At 59.9% G+C, this 20648-nt stretch carries 17 protein-coding genes; 7 read left to right on the plus strand and 10 right to left on the minus strand.

The window, feature by feature from the left end:
• The first annotated feature begins 169 nt into the window (after positions 1-169).
• Positions 170-1126, plus strand: a complete 957-nt coding sequence (locus tag IH881_04850; GenBank protein MCH7867002.1) for an HDOD domain-containing protein — start codon at positions 170-172, stop codon at positions 1124-1126.
• Positions 1127-1179: 53 nt separating this feature from the next.
• On the opposite strand, the gene IH881_04855 is transcribed toward IH881_04850, so the two are convergent.
• The 3 genes from IH881_04855 to IH881_04865 form a co-directional block, all read right to left on the minus strand.
• Positions 1180-1677 carry a dihydrofolate reductase gene (locus tag IH881_04855; GenBank protein MCH7867003.1) on the minus strand — a complete coding sequence of 166 codons (498 nt, stop codon included), beginning with the start codon at positions 1675-1677 and terminating at the stop codon, positions 1180-1182.
• A 19-nt stretch (positions 1678-1696) separates the two neighbouring features.
• Positions 1697-2518, minus strand: a complete 822-nt coding sequence (locus tag IH881_04860) for a thymidylate synthase (GenBank protein ID MCH7867004.1) — start codon at positions 2516-2518, stop codon at positions 1697-1699.
• Between the two features lie 234 nt (positions 2519-2752).
• Positions 2753-3931, minus strand: coding sequence for a TraB/GumN family protein (locus tag IH881_04865; protein MCH7867005.1), 1179 nt, complete (start codon positions 3929-3931; stop codon positions 2753-2755).
• Between the two features lie 247 nt (positions 3932-4178).
• Here IH881_04865 and IH881_04870 point away from each other — a divergent pair, with 247 nt between their 5' ends.
• Positions 4179-4763, plus strand: coding sequence for a hypothetical protein (locus IH881_04870; GenBank protein ID MCH7867006.1), 585 nt, complete (start codon positions 4179-4181; stop codon positions 4761-4763).
• 32 nt (positions 4764-4795) lie between these two features.
• Here the strand turns inward: IH881_04870 and IH881_04875 are convergent, their stop codons facing one another.
• Both IH881_04875 and msrP read right to left on the minus strand, forming a co-directional pair.
• Positions 4796-5413 carry a sulfoxide reductase heme-binding subunit YedZ gene (locus IH881_04875; GenBank protein ID MCH7867007.1) on the minus strand — a complete coding sequence of 206 codons (618 nt, stop codon included), beginning with the start codon at positions 5411-5413 and terminating at the stop codon, positions 4796-4798.
• The gene (gene msrP, locus IH881_04880) at positions 5413-6396 is read right to left on the minus strand and encodes a protein-methionine-sulfoxide reductase catalytic subunit MsrP (protein ID MCH7867008.1); all 984 of its coding nucleotides are present in this window, start codon (positions 6394-6396) and stop codon (positions 5413-5415) included. The genes IH881_04875 and msrP overlap by 1 nt, the downstream gene beginning before the upstream one ends.
• A 278-nt stretch (positions 6397-6674) precedes the next feature.
• On the opposite strand from msrP, the gene IH881_04885 reads away from it, so the two are divergent.
• A complete protein-coding gene (locus tag IH881_04885) occupies positions 6675-7976 on the plus strand; it encodes an HD domain-containing protein (protein MCH7867009.1) in 1302 nt (433 codons plus the stop codon).
• 378 nt (positions 7977-8354) lie between these two features.
• Positions 8355-10418 carry an elongation factor G gene (locus tag IH881_04890; protein MCH7867010.1) on the plus strand — a complete coding sequence of 688 codons (2064 nt, stop codon included), beginning with the start codon at positions 8355-8357 and terminating at the stop codon, positions 10416-10418.
• Between the two features lie 59 nt (positions 10419-10477).
• Here the strand turns inward: IH881_04890 and IH881_04895 are convergent, their stop codons facing one another.
• From IH881_04895 to IH881_04905, 3 genes are all read right to left on the minus strand, one after another.
• Positions 10478-10879, minus strand: coding sequence for a CBS domain-containing protein (locus IH881_04895; protein MCH7867011.1), 402 nt, complete (start codon positions 10877-10879; stop codon positions 10478-10480).
• A complete protein-coding gene (locus IH881_04900; protein ID MCH7867012.1) occupies positions 10876-12216 on the minus strand; it encodes a DUF342 domain-containing protein in 1341 nt (446 codons plus the stop codon). Before IH881_04900 ends, IH881_04895 begins: the two co-directional genes overlap by 4 nt.
• Positions 12217-12447: 231 nt before the next feature.
• On the minus strand, positions 12448-13584 hold the full coding sequence (locus IH881_04905; GenBank protein ID MCH7867013.1) for a PilZ domain-containing protein: 1137 nt from the start codon (positions 13582-13584) through the stop codon (positions 12448-12450).
• Positions 13585-13750: 166 nt separating this feature from the next.
• Here IH881_04905 and arfB point away from each other — a divergent pair, with 166 nt between their 5' ends.
• The 3 genes from arfB to IH881_04920 all read left to right on the plus strand — a co-directional run bounded on the left by arfB (position 13751) and on the right by IH881_04920 (position 15173).
• Complete coding sequence (arfB, locus tag IH881_04910; GenBank protein ID MCH7867014.1) at positions 13751-14188, plus strand: aminoacyl-tRNA hydrolase; 438 nt, start codon at positions 13751-13753, stop codon at positions 14186-14188.
• Positions 14189-14367: 179 nt separating this feature from the next.
• A complete protein-coding gene (locus tag IH881_04915; GenBank protein ID MCH7867015.1) occupies positions 14368-14655 on the plus strand; it encodes a hypothetical protein in 288 nt (95 codons plus the stop codon).
• Between the two features lie 293 nt (positions 14656-14948).
• Positions 14949-15173: a hypothetical protein gene (locus tag IH881_04920; protein MCH7867016.1), complete on the plus strand. Its 225-nt coding sequence runs from the start codon at positions 14949-14951 to the stop codon at positions 15171-15173.
• On the opposite strand, the gene gcvP is transcribed toward IH881_04920, so the two are convergent.
• Together gcvP and IH881_04930 are read right to left on the minus strand one after the other, a co-directional pair.
• Positions 15170-18052, minus strand: a complete 2883-nt coding sequence (gene gcvP / locus IH881_04925) for an aminomethyl-transferring glycine dehydrogenase (protein MCH7867017.1) — start codon at positions 18050-18052, stop codon at positions 15170-15172. The genes IH881_04920 and gcvP overlap by 4 nt on opposite strands.
• 100 nt (positions 18053-18152) lie before the next feature.
• Positions 18153-20144, minus strand: a complete 1992-nt coding sequence (locus tag IH881_04930; protein ID MCH7867018.1) for a cation:proton antiporter — start codon at positions 20142-20144, stop codon at positions 18153-18155.
• Positions 20145-20648: the final 504 nt, after the last annotated feature.

Consider the following 20648-nt stretch of genomic DNA (forward strand, 5'->3'; position numbering starts at 1 on the left):
AGTTCCTTGCAGCGAAGATGAGGGAGAGAATAGTCATCACGGGGCCGGAGTTCGACCCATCGAACGCCGGTTTTCGGTGGTTCTCCCGATCAAGCTCGATCGCTCTCGATCCGCAACGCAGCATACGGGGCATGTCGAAACCCAGCCCTGTATCGGTGTAGAGAATTCAGTGGTCGAAAAGACGATCGATCGATCCAATAGTATGGAGTACAGCGATCCCAGGGATTCGCAGGTCGACCGGCTGGTCTACGAGATCCGGCGACTGATCCATGCCGGCGGTCCATCGGTGTCTTTTCTCGAAGAGGTCGTCAACGCGCTGCGCGCCGACGAGCTGCGCCTTCCGATTCTCCCGGATTCCGTGAGCCGAGTGATGCAGTTGGTCGATCAGGCCGAGGTCGACATGGGAGAGCTCTCCCGGGTCGTCGAACTCGACCCCGCACTGGCGGTCAAGACCGTGGGCGTCGCGAACAGCGCCTACTATCGAGGTGTCGATCCGGTCGTTTCCGTCGCGGGCGCGTTGATGCGGATGGGACTACAACACGCGCACAACGTCGTTGTCGCAGTGGCACTGCGATCGAGCTTGTTCAACGTACAGGGCTACGAAAACGAGGCGCATGCCGTTTGGATTCATTCGCTCCACACGGCACTCGCGACCCGGGCGGTGCTCAGCGAAGTCCCGCCCTGGCAAGAAGTTTGTTTTCTCCTGGGCCTGTCCCACGACATCGGGCGATTCGCGATGTTGAGTTTTGCGGCGGAATTGCGGGGCCGGGATCGAAAGAAAATGAGACCGTGCCCTGCCGTCGTCGAAGAAGTTTCCGACCTCATCCACGCTCAACTTGGCGCCCTGGCGGTCGACTCCTGGAGCTTTAAAGAAGAGTTCAGCCTGGTGATCGAGAACCATCACAAGCCGGGTGCGATCGTGGATCACCGGGCGGTTCTCGCCAATGGACTCGCGGCGGGGGAGGCCCTCGCTCACAGCATCGAAGATGGAAGCTCGGGCGAGGAGGGAGTCATGGACGAAGCCCTGATCGAACTCCTGAACAGCGTCGGAATCGATGAAGCACAAGGTCCGGATCTGGTTGCCACGGTGCACGAAGGCTTCGAGGCGTTCGCGAAATTGGTGTAGTGCGGTGAATCGCGGTGTAGTACGCGTCCTCGGGGTGATATCCGGCGAAAGAGTCAGCGAACGCGGTCGAAGATCTGGTGGGTAAACGCGTGGGCGTGGCGTGCGTCTGCGGGGTGCGGCTCCTCGCCAACCTGCTTCCAGTCATTTGGGTTGAAAGCGGGGAAGTAGGCATCGCCCGCGAGTTCGACGTGGACGCGAGTCAGGTAGAGGCGGTCGGCCTTTGGCAGCGCCTCCGCGTAGATCGACTCACCGCCAAACGCGAAGAGTTCCGTTTCTCCACGCTTCGCTGCGGCAGCAATTCCGCCTTCGAGGCTTCCGACCACGATGACGTCCGGATGGGGCTGGTAGTCGGGGTTGCGGCTCACGACGATCGAGGTGCGTCCCGGCAAGGGCTTGCCGATCGATGCATAGGTCTTGCGACCCATCAACAGTGTATGCCCCATGGTGATTCGCTTGAGATATTGAAGTTCGTCGGGCAGTCGCCAGGGAAGTCCCCCCTCGCGGCCAATCACGCTGTTCTCAGACAGTGCGACAAAGATCGATAGCTTCACCGATCACCTCCCTTGTGACTCAGACGGAGATCGGTGCCTTGATGCCCGGATGGGGATCGTAGTTTTCCAGCTTGAAGTCTTCGTAACGAAAATCGAATACCGACTTCACCGAGGGATTGAGGTGCATCTGCGGCAGTTCCCTGGGCGTTCGTGCCAGTTGTCTTTGCGTCTGCTCGAGATGATTGCGGTAGATGTGCGTGTCGCCGAGGGAAATGATCAAATCCCCCAGGCCGAGTCCAACGCTCTGGGCGACCATCTGGGTCAGCAGCGCGTAGGACGCGATATTGAACGGAAGCCCCAGAAAAGCGTCGCAGCTTCGCATGTACATGCTGCAACTCAGTCGCTCTTCGGCGACCCCAAACTGAAACAACAGATGACAGGGAGGAAGCTTCATACGCGGAATCTCCCCGACGTTCCACGCCGAGACGATCAGGCGCCTGGAATGGGGTGTGTCGCGAATCTGATCGATGACGGCCGCGAGTTGATCGATCGTGCGTGTTGCTCCGCGATCTTCGGGACTGCCGCCTGCGGTCGCGGGCCAGCTTCGCCACTGAGACCCGTAGACCGGGCCGAGTTCGCCGTCCTCGTCGGCCCATTCATCCCAGATTGAAACTCCGTTTTCTTGTAGATACCGAACGTTGGTGTCCCCGGAGATGAACCAGAGCAGCTCGTGAATGACGGATTTGAGGTGAACCCTTTTGGTGGTGAGCAACGGGAAGCCGTGGGCGAGATTGAAACGCAATTGGGCGCCGAACAGGCTAATCGTGCCCGTTCCCGTGCGGTCGGTTTTTGGCGTTCCGTGCTCCAGGATGGATCGCTGTAGGTCGAGATAGTTCTGCATGGTTCCCTCGCGTGCGCGTGCAGGAGCGAGTCTACCTAAGCCTCATCATCGAGAAAGTAATTAAAATCCTCAGACGCCTCTCCGTGCAATATCTCACAAGCGTGAGCCGGGCTCTTCGCGTTGAACGGTTGTGACAAAGACTCCCTTTGAGCGGGTTTCCTTGACCAGGGTCACGGTCGTCGCAGGCGCTGGATGTCGATCATGATTGAGTCGGCAGCGTAGCGCGACCCGCTGCTACTGAAACATTCTGGTGACGATGACGCTTCCCCCGACATAGGTTCCGATCAGGCTGCCCAGGGTCGTGAAAATGAACGTCAAAAAGACCCTCAGCAGCCGGCTTCGCCACCAGCCGCTCAGTGTCGCGATGTCATCGCCAACGGAGTTGAACTCGTGGACCCGGGGAGGCTGCATCCAGGTCTGTACGAACGCCGTGACGTAGCCCGCTCCGATCACTGGAGTGAGACTCGTGAAAGGGGCAGCGAGGAAGCCGGCAAGGATCGTAATCGGGTGTGCCAGGGCGAGCGCACCGCCAATCGCACAGGGAACCGCGTTGACGAGAAACCAGAAGAGTGCGTTGTCGCTCGCCGCTTGTGCGCCCTGAGTCAACCCGATATAGCCGAGTGCGCCGACGATCAAGGCGGGGATCGCCCAGCCAACCCACTTCCAGGCCGATGAAGTCTTGGGAATGATCGAGATCTTTTCAAGGTCCTGGTCTACCCCTGAGAGGATCGCTTTCCTCATGCCCTGTATGTGGCCTGCCCCGACGACGGCAACCAGCTTGTCGCCCTTGGACTCTCGAATTTTCTGGGCCAGGAAAAGGTCCCGCTCGTCGATCAGCGCCTCTTTGAGCGCCGGCATCGTTTCACCCAGCTCATGCATGAGTTCGCTGAGCACGTCCTTCTGCTTGATGCGGTTGAGTTCTTCTTCGCTGATTTCGGGGTTTTCGAAGGCACTCACCGTGAAAGTGGAGATCAGCATCGCCTTCTTCCACAACGACAGGGCCGCCCAGGCCCGGCGCAGGGTGATGCGGATGTCCCGATCACAGAGCGAGATCGGAATTCCGTATTCTTCGGCCGCCTTGGCGGCTTCGAGCAACTCACTGCCCGGGGTTACCCCGAGCTTGCCGCCGAGACGCTTCTGATAGGAACTCAGCAACAGGTTCATCAGCAGGGGGGCGAGTTGTTGCTTGCGGATGACTTCACGCAAATCGAGGTCTTCAAAGCGCTTTTGTTGGGAGAGGGCCGCGTAGCGCTGGGCGTCGAGTTCGATGCAAACGCAATCCGGCTGTTCGGCCTCGATGACCGCACGCACCAGATCGACGGATTCTTGGGAGATATGGGCCGTGCCCACCAGGATGAACTCTCGTCCGTCGAGTTCGATGACCTCGACGTCCTCTGAGGACCGGTGTTCCATTCCCGCTTCGCTCACCCGAACTTTCTCCCGTTCAATTTCTGTAGCTGCCTGTTCCGAAGCCGCCTAGGGTGACTCCAACTGTCCCCAGGTTCAAGCGATTGCTGGGTCGCCCGATGAATTCTCGCGTTCTATGGTCTATCGGTGATCAGGGTCTCTCGATGAACGGAATCGGACTCAATCTGCGATTGGACTGATGCGGCTCAATTTGATGTCCGGCCGAGGCAGTTGGCCTATCGTAGTCGAGAACATGCTGAAGCTCATGGCGGATACTGTAAAGAATCGACGGATCCTGCGGTCGGTGTTGGCCCGGACGCTGATCCTGCCCGGAATTCTCGCTCTCGGGCTGCAGCCAAGTTCTCCTGCTGCGGCGGACGGGGTCGTGGCCATCGCGACCTTGATCCCATACGCGGAAAAAGCTGAAATTCGCGATTCGATTCGCGAGGACTGCGGCCTGAGTTCCAAGCTCTCCAAGTTGGTCGTGGAGAAGTCTCTCAAGAACGACATGGCGATGGTTCGTGTGGGCAACCTGAACAGCGGAGAAGTCCCCGGCGATATCGAAACCACGCGAGTTCTGGATCTCCGAATCACCGACGCGATCGAAACCAATAGCGGCCTGCTTCCCACCCACTCGCTTTCGATCGACGGAGTCTTGAAGCAGGACAACCGAGTCGTCGGCACCTTCGTCGGGACTCGGTTTGCTCGCGCGAGCTTCATCCCCTTTCGGCGGGGCGAGTGCGCAATTCTCTCCGAAGCCGTCAGGCTGCTGGCCAAGGATGTGGTCAAGTGGATGAAGAATCCGGAACTCGACGCCCGACTGGGTGACGCCCACTAGTCCGCATTAGGACCTTCATGAAATGATTCGGGCTAGGCCGTCTTTCGTCGAGTGATCCGGCGCCACGGCACCCGCGTCGCAAGCAGCGCCGCCAGGATGGCAGCGTAAATCAAAGGTTTTCGCAGGTCCGCTTTGACGAGCCATAGGAAGTGGACCACCGCGCCGACTCCGGCCAGATAGACCAACCGATGCAACGTGACCCAGCGCTTCTTCAGTCTGCGGATGGCGCGCTGGTTCGAAGTGGCGGCCAGCACAGACAGCACCGAAAAGGTGGCGAACCCGACTGTGATGTAGGGGCGTTCGATAATGTCTTCTCCGAGGAAGGTGAAATCGAAGCCGAGGTCAAAGACGAGATACGTCGCGAAATGAACGCACGCGTATGTAAAACAGGCCAGCCCCAAAGTCCGGCGATGAGGTGCGAGCCAGTTCCAGCCGCTGAGCTTCCGCAGCGGAGAGATGGTCAGAGTGAGCAAGAGTAGACGCAGTGCCCACTCGCCAGTTTCGTGGGTGATCTTCTCGATCGGATCTGCGCCGAGTTCATCCCGATAAAAATCAATTGCCAGGCCGACTAGCGGCAAGATCGATACGGCGAGTACCGCGAAGCGAGAGGTTCGCGCCGCCAAGGGACGACGTGCTGCTCCTGCGGCCATCAAAAGTACCTGTGAAGATCCATTCCGCTGTACAGCGATGCCACCTGATCCCCATAGCCGTTGAAGGGCAGGGTGCGCTGCTTGCCAAAGGAACCGATGCGACGTTCGCGCGCCTGGCTCCAGTACGGGTGGTCGTGTTCAGGATTTACGTTTGCATAGAAACCGTATTCCCGTGGCGCGCTCATGTTCCAAGTGGTCTCCGGCTGGGTCTCCTGCAGGCGGATCTTGACGATCGACTTGATGCCCTTGAAGCCATACTTCCAGGGAACCACGAGGCGCAGAGGCGCGCCGTTTTGATTAGGCAACGACTCTCCGTACATACCGACTGCCAGAATCGTGAGTGGATGTGTCGCTTCATCGATCCGGAGGCCCTCTCGGTACGGCCAGTCGAGGACTTTCCTGCGCTGCCCCGGCATTTGCTTCGGGTCCAACAGTGTTTCGAAGGCCACGTACTTGGCCTTCGATGTCGGTTCAAATTGTTTGAGAATCGCAGCGAGTGGAATTCCCAGCCAGGGAATCACCATCGACCAGGCCTCGACACAGCGCATCCGATAAATGCGCTCTTCGAGGGTATGGGGCGCGAGCAGGGTTTCGAGGGGAATGCGTCCGGGCTTTGCGACCTCGCCCTCGACCACGACCGACCACGGCTCGGTCTTGAAGTCTTTCGAATATTTCGCGGGGTCCTCTTTGTCGCTCCCAAATTCGTAGAAGTTGTTGTACCGCGTTGCGTTCTTGCGGCTCGTCAGTTCCTCGTCTGTGCGGAAGCCGGCGTGGTTGGGCTTTTCGTAGACCAGTTTCGTGCCCGAAGCTGTATTACTTTCCGCGTTCTCGGCTTCGGCTTCTTCGCCGCCGAAGCAACCGGCCGCGAGTACGCCGCCCAGCAGGGCTGTGGTGCCTGTCTTCAAGAATTGCCGCCGACCGATGAACCATTCGCGTGGAGTGATGTCTCGGCTGGCCAAGGGTCGTTCAGCCCTGATGAGCAAATCCGTATCCTCGTTCTAGCTCCCGATCTTGGAGTCGGAAGACAGTGGCGCGTCCACCATACATAGCAGAGACCTGGTTGGAAACGGTCGTTCGCTAGAACTCCGGATACGACGAGCAGGCCGTTCTCGATTCAATTCTCAATGTTGGATTTCAACCGGGCTGGAATTTGTCGATGTCACCGAACTCTCTCCAGCGTCATCGGCGCCGGGACGATGAGATAGGACGACCATCTTCCGAAACGAAGTCTTGAATCTGTGAGAAGGGTACGGGAATCCGAATGTTGTCGACATCAATATTTTCGCAGAAATTGGATCGTGCAATCTTCGTCACGTACTTCCTGGGTGCCATCGTTCCGCTGATCGCGCTCGGCTTCGTGATGGAACGCTATGTGCTTTCTGCTGTGAGCGACGACCAAAATGCGACGATCGGAATGCTGGGAATGATGTGCAGCATTTCGCTCCTGTCGCTCGGAGCTTTCTTTTCGCTGCGGCGTCTCACGAACAACGCCGTCGGACGGATGGATGCGGACTATGCGAGACTCAAGGGAATCCTCACCGCATCCAACGAACTCTCGTCTGCCCTCCACGTTCAGGCAGTGACGGAAGTTGCAGTGGGATGCGCGCGCACACTTACCAGTGCCAGTGCGGTGCTGTTGTTCATGCGGACGAGCGAAGGCAAAACTCTCGACCTGTTGGGCTCGAGCGGCGATCAGGCACAAGCCGTATTCTCGTCCAACGAAGAACTGATTCGGGAGCTGATCGAAAATTGTATTGCCAATCAGCGCCCGGTGGCGCTGGGATCCGGCGCGGCCGCGCGAAAAGGCGCTTCCGGTCGGTCCGATACCATCGGTGCGGCATTGGTATTTCCGTTGATTTTGGAGGGTGGCGGTTCCGGTTCCGTCGTAGTCCTGAAAGATTCGCCGGACCAGGGCGGCTTTTCTCTCGCAGAGCGGGACGCGATGACGACACTTTCATCGCTGATCGGTGTTGCCCTGCACAACGTCGAGTTGCAGAACGCACAGCGAAACTTCTTCGCCCACATCACCGAGTTCCTGGTCGCGGTGATGGATTCTCACGTCGACGGGCGCAAGGGCCACGCCATGTCGGTTGCCGAGCTTTCCAATCGCCTGGCACGAGAGTTGTCGCTCCCAGAAGCGAATATGCAGCGACTTCATTTCGCGTCACTACTTCACGATTTGGGCATGCTGAAGATTGAACAGTCGCAGCAACGATCTCCCGGACACTTTCAAAGACATCCCCAGATCGCGCATCGGGTTCTCTCCCGTATTCGCCTCTGGGAAGATGTTGCGCCGATCGTCCTCTACCACCACGAGTGGTTCGACGGTTCGGGCTATCCCGAAGGAATCTCGGGCGAAGAAATTCCCCTGGAAGCGAGAATCATCGCCGTGGCAGACAGCTACGACGCGATGATTCGCCCCGACAAGCATCGCATGGCGATGACCACCGGGGTTGCCGTGGAAGAAGTTCGCGCCCACGCGGGAAGTCAGTTCGACCCTCGGGTCGTCAAGGCGCTCGAGCAGTTGGCCCAGCGCGGCGAGATCCCCGGCGCATCCGACTGAGATCGAACGTCCGCGCGGTGCAGTAGCGAGATTCCCCTGTAATTGCGCGCGCTTTGCACGCCCCCAGTTGTTCATTTCCCTGCGCTTCTGTACAGGCTTGTGCACAATTGCGCGGATTCTGGACCGCCTCGGATTTTGCTCGGGCTCTCCGGCAGAAATGATCCAAAACCTGGAGAATCGTGGTTTATCCCGACGCTCAAAAAGTGCATGATGTCTACAGTGACTAGCGTTTCGGGAACACGGACCCGGGCCCGAGGCGTGAACAAGACGGTATTGGGATCGACCCCAGTTCGAACCGCCAGAGAGGATACGAAGAGCAAGCGAAATTCAACCGGCCAGAGCGTCGAGACATCTATTTTATAGGGAGAGAGCCAGTTCATGCAAAATGTGCATATCGAGAATACCCGAAACTTTGCTCTTATCGGCCACTCTGGCGATGGGAAGACGACCCTGGGTGAATCACTCATCCACTGCGCTGGTGTGACCGAGGTCGCCGGTCGCGTGGATGACGACACTTCGATCCTCAACTACCTGCCTGAAGAAAAGCTGGGTCACACCGCTTCGATTACCTCCCACGTCTTTGGTTTCGATCACTCCGAACATCACCTCACCCTCGTCGACACACCCGGCGACCCCAATTTCCAGGGCGACGGAAAGATTGCCCTCCAGGCCCTCGACGCCGCAGTTCTACTCGTCTCCGCAGTAGACGGCGCCAAGGCCGGTACAGAAAAAATGTTGCGCGCCGCTCAGAGCGCGGGAATGTCCGTCATCGTTTTCGTGAACGGGTTCGATCGCGACGATGCCGACCTCGATCACGTATTGGACAGCCTGTCGGAACTGGACATCAACCCGGTTCCGATCGCCCTCAACATCGGGAACAGCACGGGACTCGAGGGTGTCGTCGATCTCGTCCACATGAACAGTGTTACGGAAAATGGGCGGGGGCCCATCCCGGATTCAGTTCTCGAGGAAGCGCAACTGCGCCGGGAAGCCCTGGTCGAATCTGTCGCCGAGACCAATGACGACTTGCTCGAGAAGTATTTGGAAGAAGGAGGACTCAGCGAAGCAGAACTCAGCGCAGGTCTCGCAGAAGCCGTGCGCAGCCACCAGCTGGTTCCGGTCGTCTGCGGTTCTGCCCTCACCGAAGTTGGAGTGAGTCTGCTGCTCGCCGATCTCGAAGAGTACATGCCCTCTCCCGTTGATCGCGGCCAGTGGATCGGCAACGGCCATGCGGGGAGCGAGCCGGAGATCGCGAAGCCCGAACGCGATGCACCGTTTTCTGCGGTCGTCTTCAAGACGATCATCGATCGTTACACGGGCACGCTTTCAGTGCTGCGGGTCGTTTCGGGAACTGTGCGCACGGACTCGCACATCATGGATGCGACCACGGGTGAAAAACTCCGGGTCGGCAAGTTGATGTTGCTCCAGGGAGAGAAGCACGTGGAAGTCGCAGAAGCGGGGCCCGGGGACATCGTCGCCGTGGCAAAGCTCAAGGACGTCCACACCGGGCATGTGCTCACCGATGAAAAGGGCGGCATTCATCTTCACGAACTGGAAATTCCCGGCGGCGTAATTTCTTATGCGATCGAGGCGGGGAGCGGAAAAGAAGATGAAAAGATCTTCGTTGCGCTCGGCAAGCTCGCCGAAGAAGACCCGTCGCTGCACATTGGTCGGGACGACGCGACCGGCGAGTTCCTGCTGACGGGCATGGGCGAGTTGCACATCCGCACGACCGTCAAGAAATTGCATCGCATGTTCGATCTCGAGATCCATCTCAAGACACCCAAGGTTCCGTATCGCGAGACGATCTCGACGAAGCTCGCCCACGTCGAAGGCAAGCTCAAGAAGCAGACGGGCGGCGCGGGTATGTACGGCGTCTGCTACATCGACGTTGAACCGCTGCCACGAGCCGCGGGCTTCCAGTTCGAAGACAAGATCGTCGGGGGATCGATTCCCAAAGGATTGATTCCTGCGGTCGAAAAGGGCGTCAAGGAGGCCTGCCAAAAGGGACCGCTGGCGGGATTCCCCGTGGTCGACATTCTCGTGAGGTGCGTGGATGGCAAGTACCACTCGGTGGATTCGAACGAGATGGCTTTTCATCTCGCCGGGTCATTTGCCCTCAGAGCTGCAGTGCAGAAGGCGAACCCCGTTCTCCTCGAGCCCTACATGATTGCCGAAATCACGATTCCCGAAGATTCAGTAGGGGATGTCATGGGCGATATCGCCGGTCGGCGTGGGCTCGTCCAGAACACGGAGTCGAAATTGCACCAGTGTGTAGTGATTGCCAAGGTGCCGATGTCCGAGATGCTCGACTACGCGACCACGCTAACCAGCTTGACGGGCGGCAAGGGAGAGTTTCATCTCGAGTACTCCCACTACGCCGAAGTCCCCGCGAAGTTGAGCGGAAAGATCATCGAGGCGGCGGCAGAGAAGGAGCACTAGCCGCGCTCAGGGCTGCGCAACTGGATTGCCCCGATGACTCAGGTGTGTGAAGGGCGCACTCAGGTGTGGAGGGCGATCCAGCGCAATACGTCGCTAAAGCTCAACAGCCCCACCAACTCGCTTCTGTTCATGATGGGAGCAGTGCGAATACCGGTCATACGCATCAGGTTGATGCAGTCCACCACTGCGAGGTGCTCGGGAAGGCTCACGACCGGACTCGTCATGATTTCTCCGACCACGAGCTCTTCTAGGATTTCGGGTTCCGCGTCTCCCAGAAGCTGAACGATGTCCTTGGCCGAAATGATTCCCATGCTGCGCCCCGGACCCGGTGCGGGCACGAGCAGGCAGTGGATGCGGAGTTCGTGCATGCGCTTGAGTGCTTCCATCACAGTCTGGTCTGGGTCGCAGACCTCGAGATTGGTGCTCATGAGATCTCGGGCGGTCAATTCAGCGAATCTCATGCTTCAATCCTGCTCGCCGAGATGTGTCGGGCCTCTTCGTCATATTCGAAGCGAGTGGGGCCGAGATTGGTTTCAATGTGGAGACGTCGGCTCCCGAAGCAGATTTCAACTCCGACACCTACCGTGCCCTCGATGTCAATGCGGGCCACTTTGAGCAGCTCGGCGCGAGCCGCGCAGCGCTCCTGTCGTTGCTTGAGTTCTTCCCGTTCGAGTGCGAGATTCGTTCGCGACTTCTTGCCGCCCTTCGCGCGAAAGCCCTTGACCCCACCCCGGCTGGCGCCTCGCCGCGCGATTGTGCGCTTCGTCTTGTGCAGCGCAGTTTCGATCGCCTTCTGATCGCGAACGGACTGATAGGGTTCTCCGACACGAAGTAGTGTCCCTGCTCCACTCTCCGACCCCGCCTCCAATGCGACGATCAGGGTTTCGACGATCGCTTCGCCGCCCAGAACGCGTCTCCCGACCTCGAGTTTTTGGGCGCGCAGCGAAGTGCTCACGCAATCAGTGGCCAGGGAGAGCGTTCCCCTGCACTCCACCCGAGCGTTTTGGGCATGGCGGGCGCGGAGGTCGCCTCCTGCGCGCACATAGCCTCTGTCTCCGCCGTTGATTGCTCCCGCGACCTGGACGTTTCCCTTGCCGTCGACGCGCCCGCCGAACACTGCGCCCTTGATGTCGATATCCCCGCCGGCTCGGACTTCGAAGTTCTCATTGACCGCCCCGGTGATCGAGATGCTGCCTTCGGTCTCCAGATGGCCCGAGCGCACATCGACGTCTCCCGAGTGTTGATAATGGTCGAGGACATCGAGAAGGCTTCCGGGCCGAAAATGAACTGCACCATCTTTCAGGGACTGGATCGTCCCATTGTCGAGTTTCTCGACCCCGCTCCCCAAGGCAATCGTGCTCTCCTTGCCCGGCAATCCGGCGATCGCTTTTCCGGTCACCTGTATTCCTGGTGCTCCATCTACTGCGATGTGTGCATACGCAACCGCGTCACCCACGGAGACCCGGGTGAGCAGCCCCCGGTTGAGCAGATCGAGGCTGCCGTCGGAGCGGGACATTCCGGGATGGGGTCCGGGCTGAAAGGTCAGCTCGAGCTTCCCGTCCTGCCCCGGGCTCGGGGGCGTTCCTTGGGCAATCGGCTGTTGGTCGAGCGAAAACTTTTCGTTTCCGATTCGACTCTCGAGTTCGACGAGCTCTCGTTCGTCGACGCCGTGAACGATCCCTGCGGCCTCGAGGGCCGCCGCGACAGCGCCTTTGCCCAGGCTATCTCCAGGGGCGATCGAGATCGTGGCCTCGAGTCCGTCGTCATCCACGGCGATTTGAATGCGATCGCCCGCCATCGGCAAGGGGACCTCTGATTGGGCTGCAGCTACAGGAAAGTGCACGGCGCACGTTCCAGTGGGAGCAGATCTTTCTCATCGGCCGCCCGCGAATCCAGGCTGAGGGGGGGTGGCAGATGGATTGAGATTTTGGGCCCATGGCTCGATGACGCCATCGAGTCGTATTCGCCAACTTCTCGTCGGTAATGCGGGGTAGGAATTGTACGGGCGCAAAGCACACGGATGTGCAATTCAGCTCGCGCGCCGCTCCACGATTTCTGAAACGATCACGTTCTGATTGGTAGACCCGTCGGCATCGTCCGAGTTCGCGAGGTCTGGCAACCGGCCGACCATCTTGTTCAGATAGTTTTCACATTCCCTGGAGATATCGTAAAAAGACAAGACCAGGCCTTCCTCACCATCGTCCCGGGTAACGCGAGCGTTGACGACCATGGGTTCGGAGCGCGCGCCAATGTGCACCGCGACCAGCAAGTCGTCGCCGGGGACCAGGCTGTCGTTGGGTTCGACTCGCATTCCCCCGATCGAGATGTCCCGACACAGCAGCACGCGGGTCGCCTCGTCATCCACGGTCACCACATGCTTTTCAAATTCCTTGCGCGGGGCGGTGCGACGTTCAGTCGGCTGTTTGGACTCGACCGCGGGTGGCTTGAGGCCCGCGCTGCTGTCGGCCTGCTGGAGCCGTGCGGGCCCGCTCTTGTAGCTTTCAAATAATTTGCGCAGGAGCTTTCCCTGGGCCGGTGAGAGGCCGCGAAACGATCCGGCGACCACGTGCCCCTTGATTCCGTCGCCAGCCTTGGCGGTTCGAATTGCCTGGCCCGGGATCATGAAGCCCTTGCCGCCCCCCATCTCAGCTGGAAAGTAGAGCTTGAGCTTGATACCCGCCTTGATCGGCTTGTCGCATATCAGACGGCATCCGTGGAGGGAGATGTCTGCGAGAAGCGCATCGCGCTTGAACAAGCCGCTCCGCAGCTGGATCTTGGCTCCGACGGTGACGCGCGTCCGGCGCCTGCGCTCGGGTCCTTTGTAGATACAGTGCAGCACGAGTAGACGAATCGCTGCGGCGTGAACCGGGCGGGCGACGATATAGTCGACGCCCACGCGTTGGAGCATTGCGCGCAGGGTGCGGGAATCATTGTCGATGATGGCGATGCGTCGCGTGTTTTGCTCAATCTCTTCGCTGGTGAAAAAACTGAGTCGCTTTTGTGAAGAGACAATGAGATCCCATCGCGTGCGATAGTCCACGTCGATGGGGCCGCCCATGCGTTCGACAAAAGCGAATCCGAGGCCCTCGAGCAGATTGCGGATATCGCTGAGTTCTTTGTCGTGAAGCAGCAGTATTCTGGGAGCTGAATCGTCCAGATCCACCACACCCTCTCTCTCGTATTGGCTTTGTGAAATCGCCTCTAGCGGAGATAGAATCGGTATAACGGCTCCAGAGCTGAAGTGAAGGAAGACACAATTGGTGTGAACCCCATGCGCAACTGCCGCGTTGGAGAGGGAGAAACCGATTCGATAGCGTTGCAGCGTGCGGAAAATGGCCGACAACGATCTCGAAATTGCTCCCTACCTGACGCTTCCCGAGGCGGAAATTCGCGAGGCTGCGAGCCGCTCAAGCGGACCCGGGGGCCAACACGTCAATAAATCCAACACCCGGGTCACCCTGCGCTGGAACGTCCGGTACAGCCAGGTCCTGAACAGCCGTCAGCGAGCCCTGTTGCTGGATAAGTTGAGAGTTCGACTCACGCTGGAAGGGGATCTCGTCGTCAACGCAGACCGTACTCGCAGCCGGGCGCGCAACCGGGAACACGCCCGGGAGCGAATTGTCGAGCTGGTGCGCGAGGCCCTTGTCGAGCCAGAAGTGCGACGCCCAACAAAGCCCAGCCGTGCCTCGAAGATTCGAATTCGCAAAGAAAAAACGAATCGCAGCGTGGTCAAGCGCCATCGCGGCCGGGTGTCGCGCGACGATGATTGAGTGAGTCGAGCAGCGCGCCAATGACTTGGACAGACCCGGTGCTGAGGGTTTACCCCCCACAAAATGCGGTTATGTCCCTATTGTGGTCGCCCTTCGTGTAGACGACGAGATCCACTGCATCGCAGAATGAATCGCGTATCACGTCCTCAACTACCCATAGAGATAAATCGGGGGTTTGCATGGCTGCACGACGAAAGACGACAGCAAAACGATCGGCGGGAACAGCCCGCAAGAAGAAGCGGCCGTCAAAGGCCAAGAAGAAGGCGACCTGGGGTGGTCGTCGCACCGGAGCAGGCAGACCCATCGGTTCGGGCTCAGGTCCTTCGCCCAACTCGCGCAAGAATCGGGTGGCCGTGATGTTTACCGACACCGAACTCGACAAGCTCAACAGCCTTGCGAAGAAGCAGAAGCTCCCCGTAGCGACCGTGGCCTACCGCTTGATCGAGCGCTCCTTGAAGCGCGCCTAGGTGCCTGAATAGTTTTTTCTGGCACTTCCCGCGGCCAGTGGTCGCGCTGCTGGCCCAGGAACTGAATTTCGGGGTCTTTCTACTCCGCGCAGGTGTTGTACTGTGGGGTCCCCGACGGGACGTATCGTTTTACCCCCCCAATTAGGCTACGGGCTGCGCTTCCGACCTGTTGGAAGTAGACTCCGGCGCCGTCAGATCAGGGTGTTGTGCACACGGCCGGGACAAAGGCTTCGAACCGATTACCGGAATGATGCAGACGCGAGCGCCGCTGCAGGCGAACAAGGGGAAGCCCAATGGCCAAGAAGAGTAAGACCGGTGTATTGAAGCGACTTCGCGAGGTCAAGAAGGCCGAGAAAGCGGCGCTCAAGCGCGAGGAACTGCGTCTACGCAAGGAAATGGGCCCGGGCCCCTCGACCCAGACGGAAGTAAAAACGGAGCCCCTGATCGCCACGGCTGATGATCTTGCGGGCTACGGATTCCCAGTAGCGGGCGAAGACGAAGAAGAGATCGAAGGCTAAGAGCCCTGGCTCGGGTGAGTGCAGACCAGGTTTCGATCTCCCCAGGCATTGTCGACGCGTCCGACCGGTGGCCAGTACTTGAATTCACGCGTCCACGGCGCCGGGTAGGCCGCGAGTTGTCGCGAGTAGCCGTGGGTCCATTCGTCGCCGGTGACTTCCTGTGCCGTGTGTGGCGCATTCTTGAGCGGGTTGTCGACCCGATCCAGTACACCCGATTCGATGGCGCGAATCTCTTCGCGAATCGCGATCAGTGCGTCGCACAACCGGTCCATCTCGCCTCGGGTCTCGCTTTCGGTCGGTTCGATCATCAGGGTCCCGGGCACCGGAAAGCTCATGGTCGGTGCGTGAAAGCCGTAGTCCATCAAGCGCTTGGCGATATCTTCGACCAGCACACCACTGCTCGCTTCAAAAGACCTGCACTCGATGATGAACTCGTGGGCGACCAGACCAGCAGGCCCAGTAAACAGCACCTCGTAGTCGCCGGTCAGGCGCTGTGCCATGTAGTTGGCGTTGAGGATCGCTACCTGGGTCGCGGTCTTGAGACCGGCTGCCCCCATTAGCGCGATATAGACCCAGCTGATCGGCAAGATGCTCGGGCTGCCATATGGTGCCGCGGCCACCGCTCCCTCGCCGTCGATCGGGTTGCCGGGCAGGAACGGGCGCAGGTGTTCCCGGGCGGCGATCGGACCCATCCCCGGTCCCCCACCGCCGTGTGGGATCGAGAACGTCTTGTGCAGATTGAGGTGACATACGTCGGCCCCGATCATGCCGGGGGAAGTCAAGCCCACCTGTGCATTCATGTTGGCCCCGTCCATGTACACCTGGCCGCCAGCCTGGTGCACCGTCTGGCAAATCTCCTGGATGGGGAGTTCGAATACGCCATGGGTCGACGGGTAGGTGATCATCAACGCGCCGAGGGTCTCGCTGTATTCTTCGGTCTTGGCCAAAAGGTCGTCGAGATCGACGTTGCCCTTGGCATCGCAAGCCACCGGCACGCACGAAAAGCCGGCGATGGTCGCACTCGCCGCGTTGGTGCCGTGGGCAGATACTGGGATCAGGCAGATCTTTCGCCCCTGTTCTCCGCGAGATTCGTGATAGCGACGGATCGCGAGCAGCCCGGCGAGTTCGCCCTGGGAACCGGCGTTGGGTTGAAGGGAAACTGCCGGCAGTCCCGTAATGCTCGCTAACCAAGACTCGAGCTGGGCAAACAATTTTGCGTAGCCCCGAGTCTGGTCTTCGGGTGCGTAGGGATGCATGCGCCCAACCTCTGGCCAGCTGAGGGGCAGCATCGCACTGGTGGGGTTGAGTTTCATGGTGCATGAGCCCAATGGGATCATGGAAGCATTGAGCGAGAGATCCTTCGATTCGAGCCGATGGATGTAACGCAGCATTTCGGTTTCGGAGCGATAGAGATGGAACACCTCGTGGCGAAGGAAGTCACTCGTGCGAGCGAACCGCTCGGGAATCGCAACCTCGGCTCGTTCAAAAAGATCGTCGAGGTCGAGAGCTTCAGCATCGACCGGGCCCAGCGCGGCGAGAATGTTGCGCAGATCTTCCGAGTTGGTCGTCTCATCGAGCGCGATGCCAATGCTGTCGTCTTCGTAGCGCCGCAGGTTGATGCCGCGCTCTGCCGCCGCCGCGATGAGTTCGACCCCCGAGCGATCGCTCCGCACCCGCAACGTGTCGAAGAAGGGCCGGTCGAAAACCTCGAGGCCGAGTTCGCGAAGTCCGAGAGCCAGGGCTGCCGCGTGGGCGTGGATGCGAGCGGCGATCCGCCGCAAGCCGTCGGGCCCGTGATAGACCGCGTACATCCCCGCCATGATGGCGAGCAGGACCTGTGCAGTGCAGATATTGCTCGTCGCCTTGTCTCGCCGGATGTGCTGCTCGCGGGTTTGCAGGGCGAGTCGGTAGGCGAGGTTGCCGTGCCGATCGCGGGAGATTCCGACCAGCCGTCCGGGCAACTTGCGCGAGTACTTCTGCTGGGTCGCGATAAACGCCGCGTGGGGCCCACCGAACCCCATCGGGACGCCAAAGCGCTGGGTGAGGCCGACGGCGATGTCTGCGCCAAACTCGCCGGGCGGCTTGAGCATCACCAGTGAAAGTAGATCGCAGACCATCACGACCAATGCCCCGGCTGCGTGTGCCGTTTCGACAATCGAAGTCGGATCGACAATCGCTCCGTCGGTCGTCGGGTATTGAACCAGGACCCCGCAGAGGTCCATCGCCTCGACGTCGATCGACCCGGCGGTTCCCACATGCACCGTGAGCCCGAGGCCCGCAGCTCTTGTCCGCACCACGGCAATGGTCTGGGGATGGCAGTCCGAGCAGACAAAGAAGCCAGACTTCTTGCCGTGGGTCGCAGCGCGACACATCGCCATGGCTTCGGCGGCGGCACTCGACTCGTCGAGCAGCGAAGCGTTGCACAGGGGAAATCCGGTGAGGTCGCTGATCGCCGTCTGGAAATTGAGCAAGGCTTCGAGTCGACCCTGAGAAATTTCCGCCTGGTAGGGGGTGTACTGGGTGTACCAACCCGGATTCTCGAGAATGTTTCGCTGGATCACCGGTGGCACGATCGTGTCTGAAAAACCCATCCCGATGCACGATCGCATCACGCGGTTCTCGGACATCATCTCTTTCAACGCTTCGAGCAGGGCGAACTCGCCGCTTGGTTGTCTCGCATGGCTATCGAGGGCCATCGGTTCTTTGAGGTGGATCGCCTCGGGCACGGCTGCTTTGCAGAGCGCATCGAGGCTGCTGTGGCCAAGTTCGACCAGCATGGCTTCGATTTCGCCCGCCCGGGGGCCCAAATGGCGATGGGGGAAAGTATCGACAGCCTGGGGACTGCCTGTGCTTTCGCCCGGGGTCGTGTTCTTTGTCATGCCTCAATCCTCGTCGAGGAAATCGCGTTGCCGTGTCGTCCCATGCGCATCAGAGGTGGAGAGTTTAACGCGATTTGCTCGCCGAGTTTGGGAACGGGAATCAATTCGCGCATTTCTCATCCGCTTCGAAAAGATCCTCCAATGAGGACAGCGAATCGGCCGCACCCAGAACCAGCAGGCGGTCTCCGGGGCACGGGATATAGGTGGGCGCCGGAACCGAATCGATCGAACCGGCGCGGTCGACGGCGACGATGCTCGCCCCCGTCCGCGCTCGCACGTCGAGTTCGGCGAGGTTCATTTCGGACCGGAACCTTTCGGGAACCGTGATCCAGTCGTGGTTTTCTTCGCGCAGCAGATCGGCCAGCCAGGGGTCGATCTCGAATTCCGGAGCCGCCCGGATCACGCCGTAGTCCTCTTCGCGCAGGGCATCGGCAAACTTGCGAACCGCCGCCGAATGGAAGTCGAAGTGCGAGAGCGTCTGGCGCACCAACTCGATGCTTCCCTCGTATTCTTCGGCCACGACCGTGGTCGCGCCGACGGCTTCGAGCTGGTCGACCTCGTGCACAAAACGCGCCCGGGCGATAATCGGCAGTTTCGGCGCGACGGTGCGGATACGGGCCACGATCCGGAGCGTGGCCAGAGAGTCGGAAATCGCGATCGTGACGAGCCTGGCCTGGGATACGTCGAGGCGTTCGAGAAAGGACGGTCTGGCCGCATCTCCAAAGACGATCCGCTCGCCGCGTGCCGCGGCTTCGGCGACCGTCATCGCATTGGTGTCCACGACGACGTAGGGCAGGTTCTGGGACTTCAGAAGTTTGGCCAGGGTGCGGCCGGCGGGGCCGTAGCCGATCACGATGACGCGGTCGCCGTCCCTGGCCCGGTCGGTATACATGGAGTTTCGGGGTTCGCGGTGCCTCCCACCGAATGCGGCCTCGGCTCTGCTGGCGATCGCGGGCGCAAAGTGAAGCAGGAATGGTGTCGCGAGCAAGCTCAGGATCGAAGCGGCCAGAACCGCCTGGTGGAGGCTCGCATCGATCAGTCCCGCGCGCTGAGATACCTCGGCGAGCACGAAAGAGAATTCACCGCATTGCGCGAGGGCAATTCCGGAGAGCACACCGACCCGCACGCCGCGGCCCAGGACCAGGCCGCTTATGCCTACGATGATCGAACCCTTGACCAGGGTTGCCGCGAGTAGAATCGCAAACACCAGCGAAGCCTGTTCGATCATCACCATGGGCTCGAATAACATGCCGACGGCGGTAAAGAAGATCCCGAGTACGACCCCCCGCAAGGGAATGACTTCGGAGAAGAGTTGCTGGGCATAGGGCGAAGAACTCGCCGCAACTCCAGCCAGAAAGGCGCCGACGGCCAGGGTCAAGCCGAGTTCTTTGGCCAGGAAAGCCGATCCGAGTACGATCAACAGCGCGAGCAGGCTGAAGAGATCGGGAGATCGCAGTCGTCCCATGCGCTCGAGTACCCAGGGCACCGCAAGGCGCACGACGAACACGACGACGCCAAGTCCGGCCGCAGCACGTGCCACAGCCAACACCATGCTCGAGGTCGTAAGCTCCCCGGCGTGGGCGAGTAGCGGGACCATCAGCAGCAGCGGCACGATGCTGAGATCCTGAAACAACAGGATCGACATCGTGAGTTGACCATGAGGTGAACTGAGTTGACCCTGGTCGGCGAGCAGGCGCAAGACCAGGGCGGTGCTCGACATGGTCACGATGCCGCCGAGCATCAGCGCTGAGCCAACGCTCATGTCGAACGCCATCGCGAACCCGCACACGATGGCCATGGTCAGAACGACCTGGATTCCACCGCCAATCAGGGCTCCGCGCCAAAGCCTTCGCGCTCGTTCGATTGGAAGGCCGAGGCCGATCTCGAACAAGAGGAATACGACACCAATCTCCGCGAGCGCTCGCACCCGTTCGGGTTCGGGAAAGAGTCCCAGCACACCGGGGCCGGCGACCGCACCCACCACGAGAAACCCCGCGATGGCGGGAAGCTTCAGGCGTTCAAAGAGGGCCAGGCCCGCGGCCGACAGGCCCAGCAGGAGGATGACCTCAAACAATTGAATCGATTCGTTCAATGCAATAATTCCGCAACTGCGAACGCCAACTCGGCGATCCGCGCGCGCCGCGGTTCTCGAATCCGATCACAAAGCTTCATGGGCCGGTGAGTTCGGGAGGGGGGTCAGTGATCGCCTGCCAAGGTCCAGTATCTGATCTGTGTGATCGGTACCGAGGAGAAAAATACTGAGCCAGATCGCAGCTTATACAAAACAGATGCTGCGGCGTGGGGCGAGTTGCTCGATGGGTTCCGGTTAGTTGCTTGTTGGGGCATTGCGGGGGGAGGCCTGGGGGGCTTGCTTTACTGGGCGTGTTGCCATTTGGGCGATGAGGGAAGGGGGGGGTCGGGGGTGCTGGGTTGGTGCGGGGCGTGGCGGTGGCGCGGACAGTGGGTGAATGAAAGTTCACGAGTTGTGGTTGTGTTTATTTTGTTTATCTGACGCAGTATTGGGTTGATAAGGGCGATGGTTCCTGCTACAGTAGAGGCATGGCAGTAATCAAGCAGTTGGAACTCGCTGACTTCG

This window comes from Myxococcales bacterium (assembly GCA_022563535.1).
Lineage (GTDB): Bacteria > Myxococcota_A > UBA9160 > UBA9160 > UBA4427 > DUBZ01.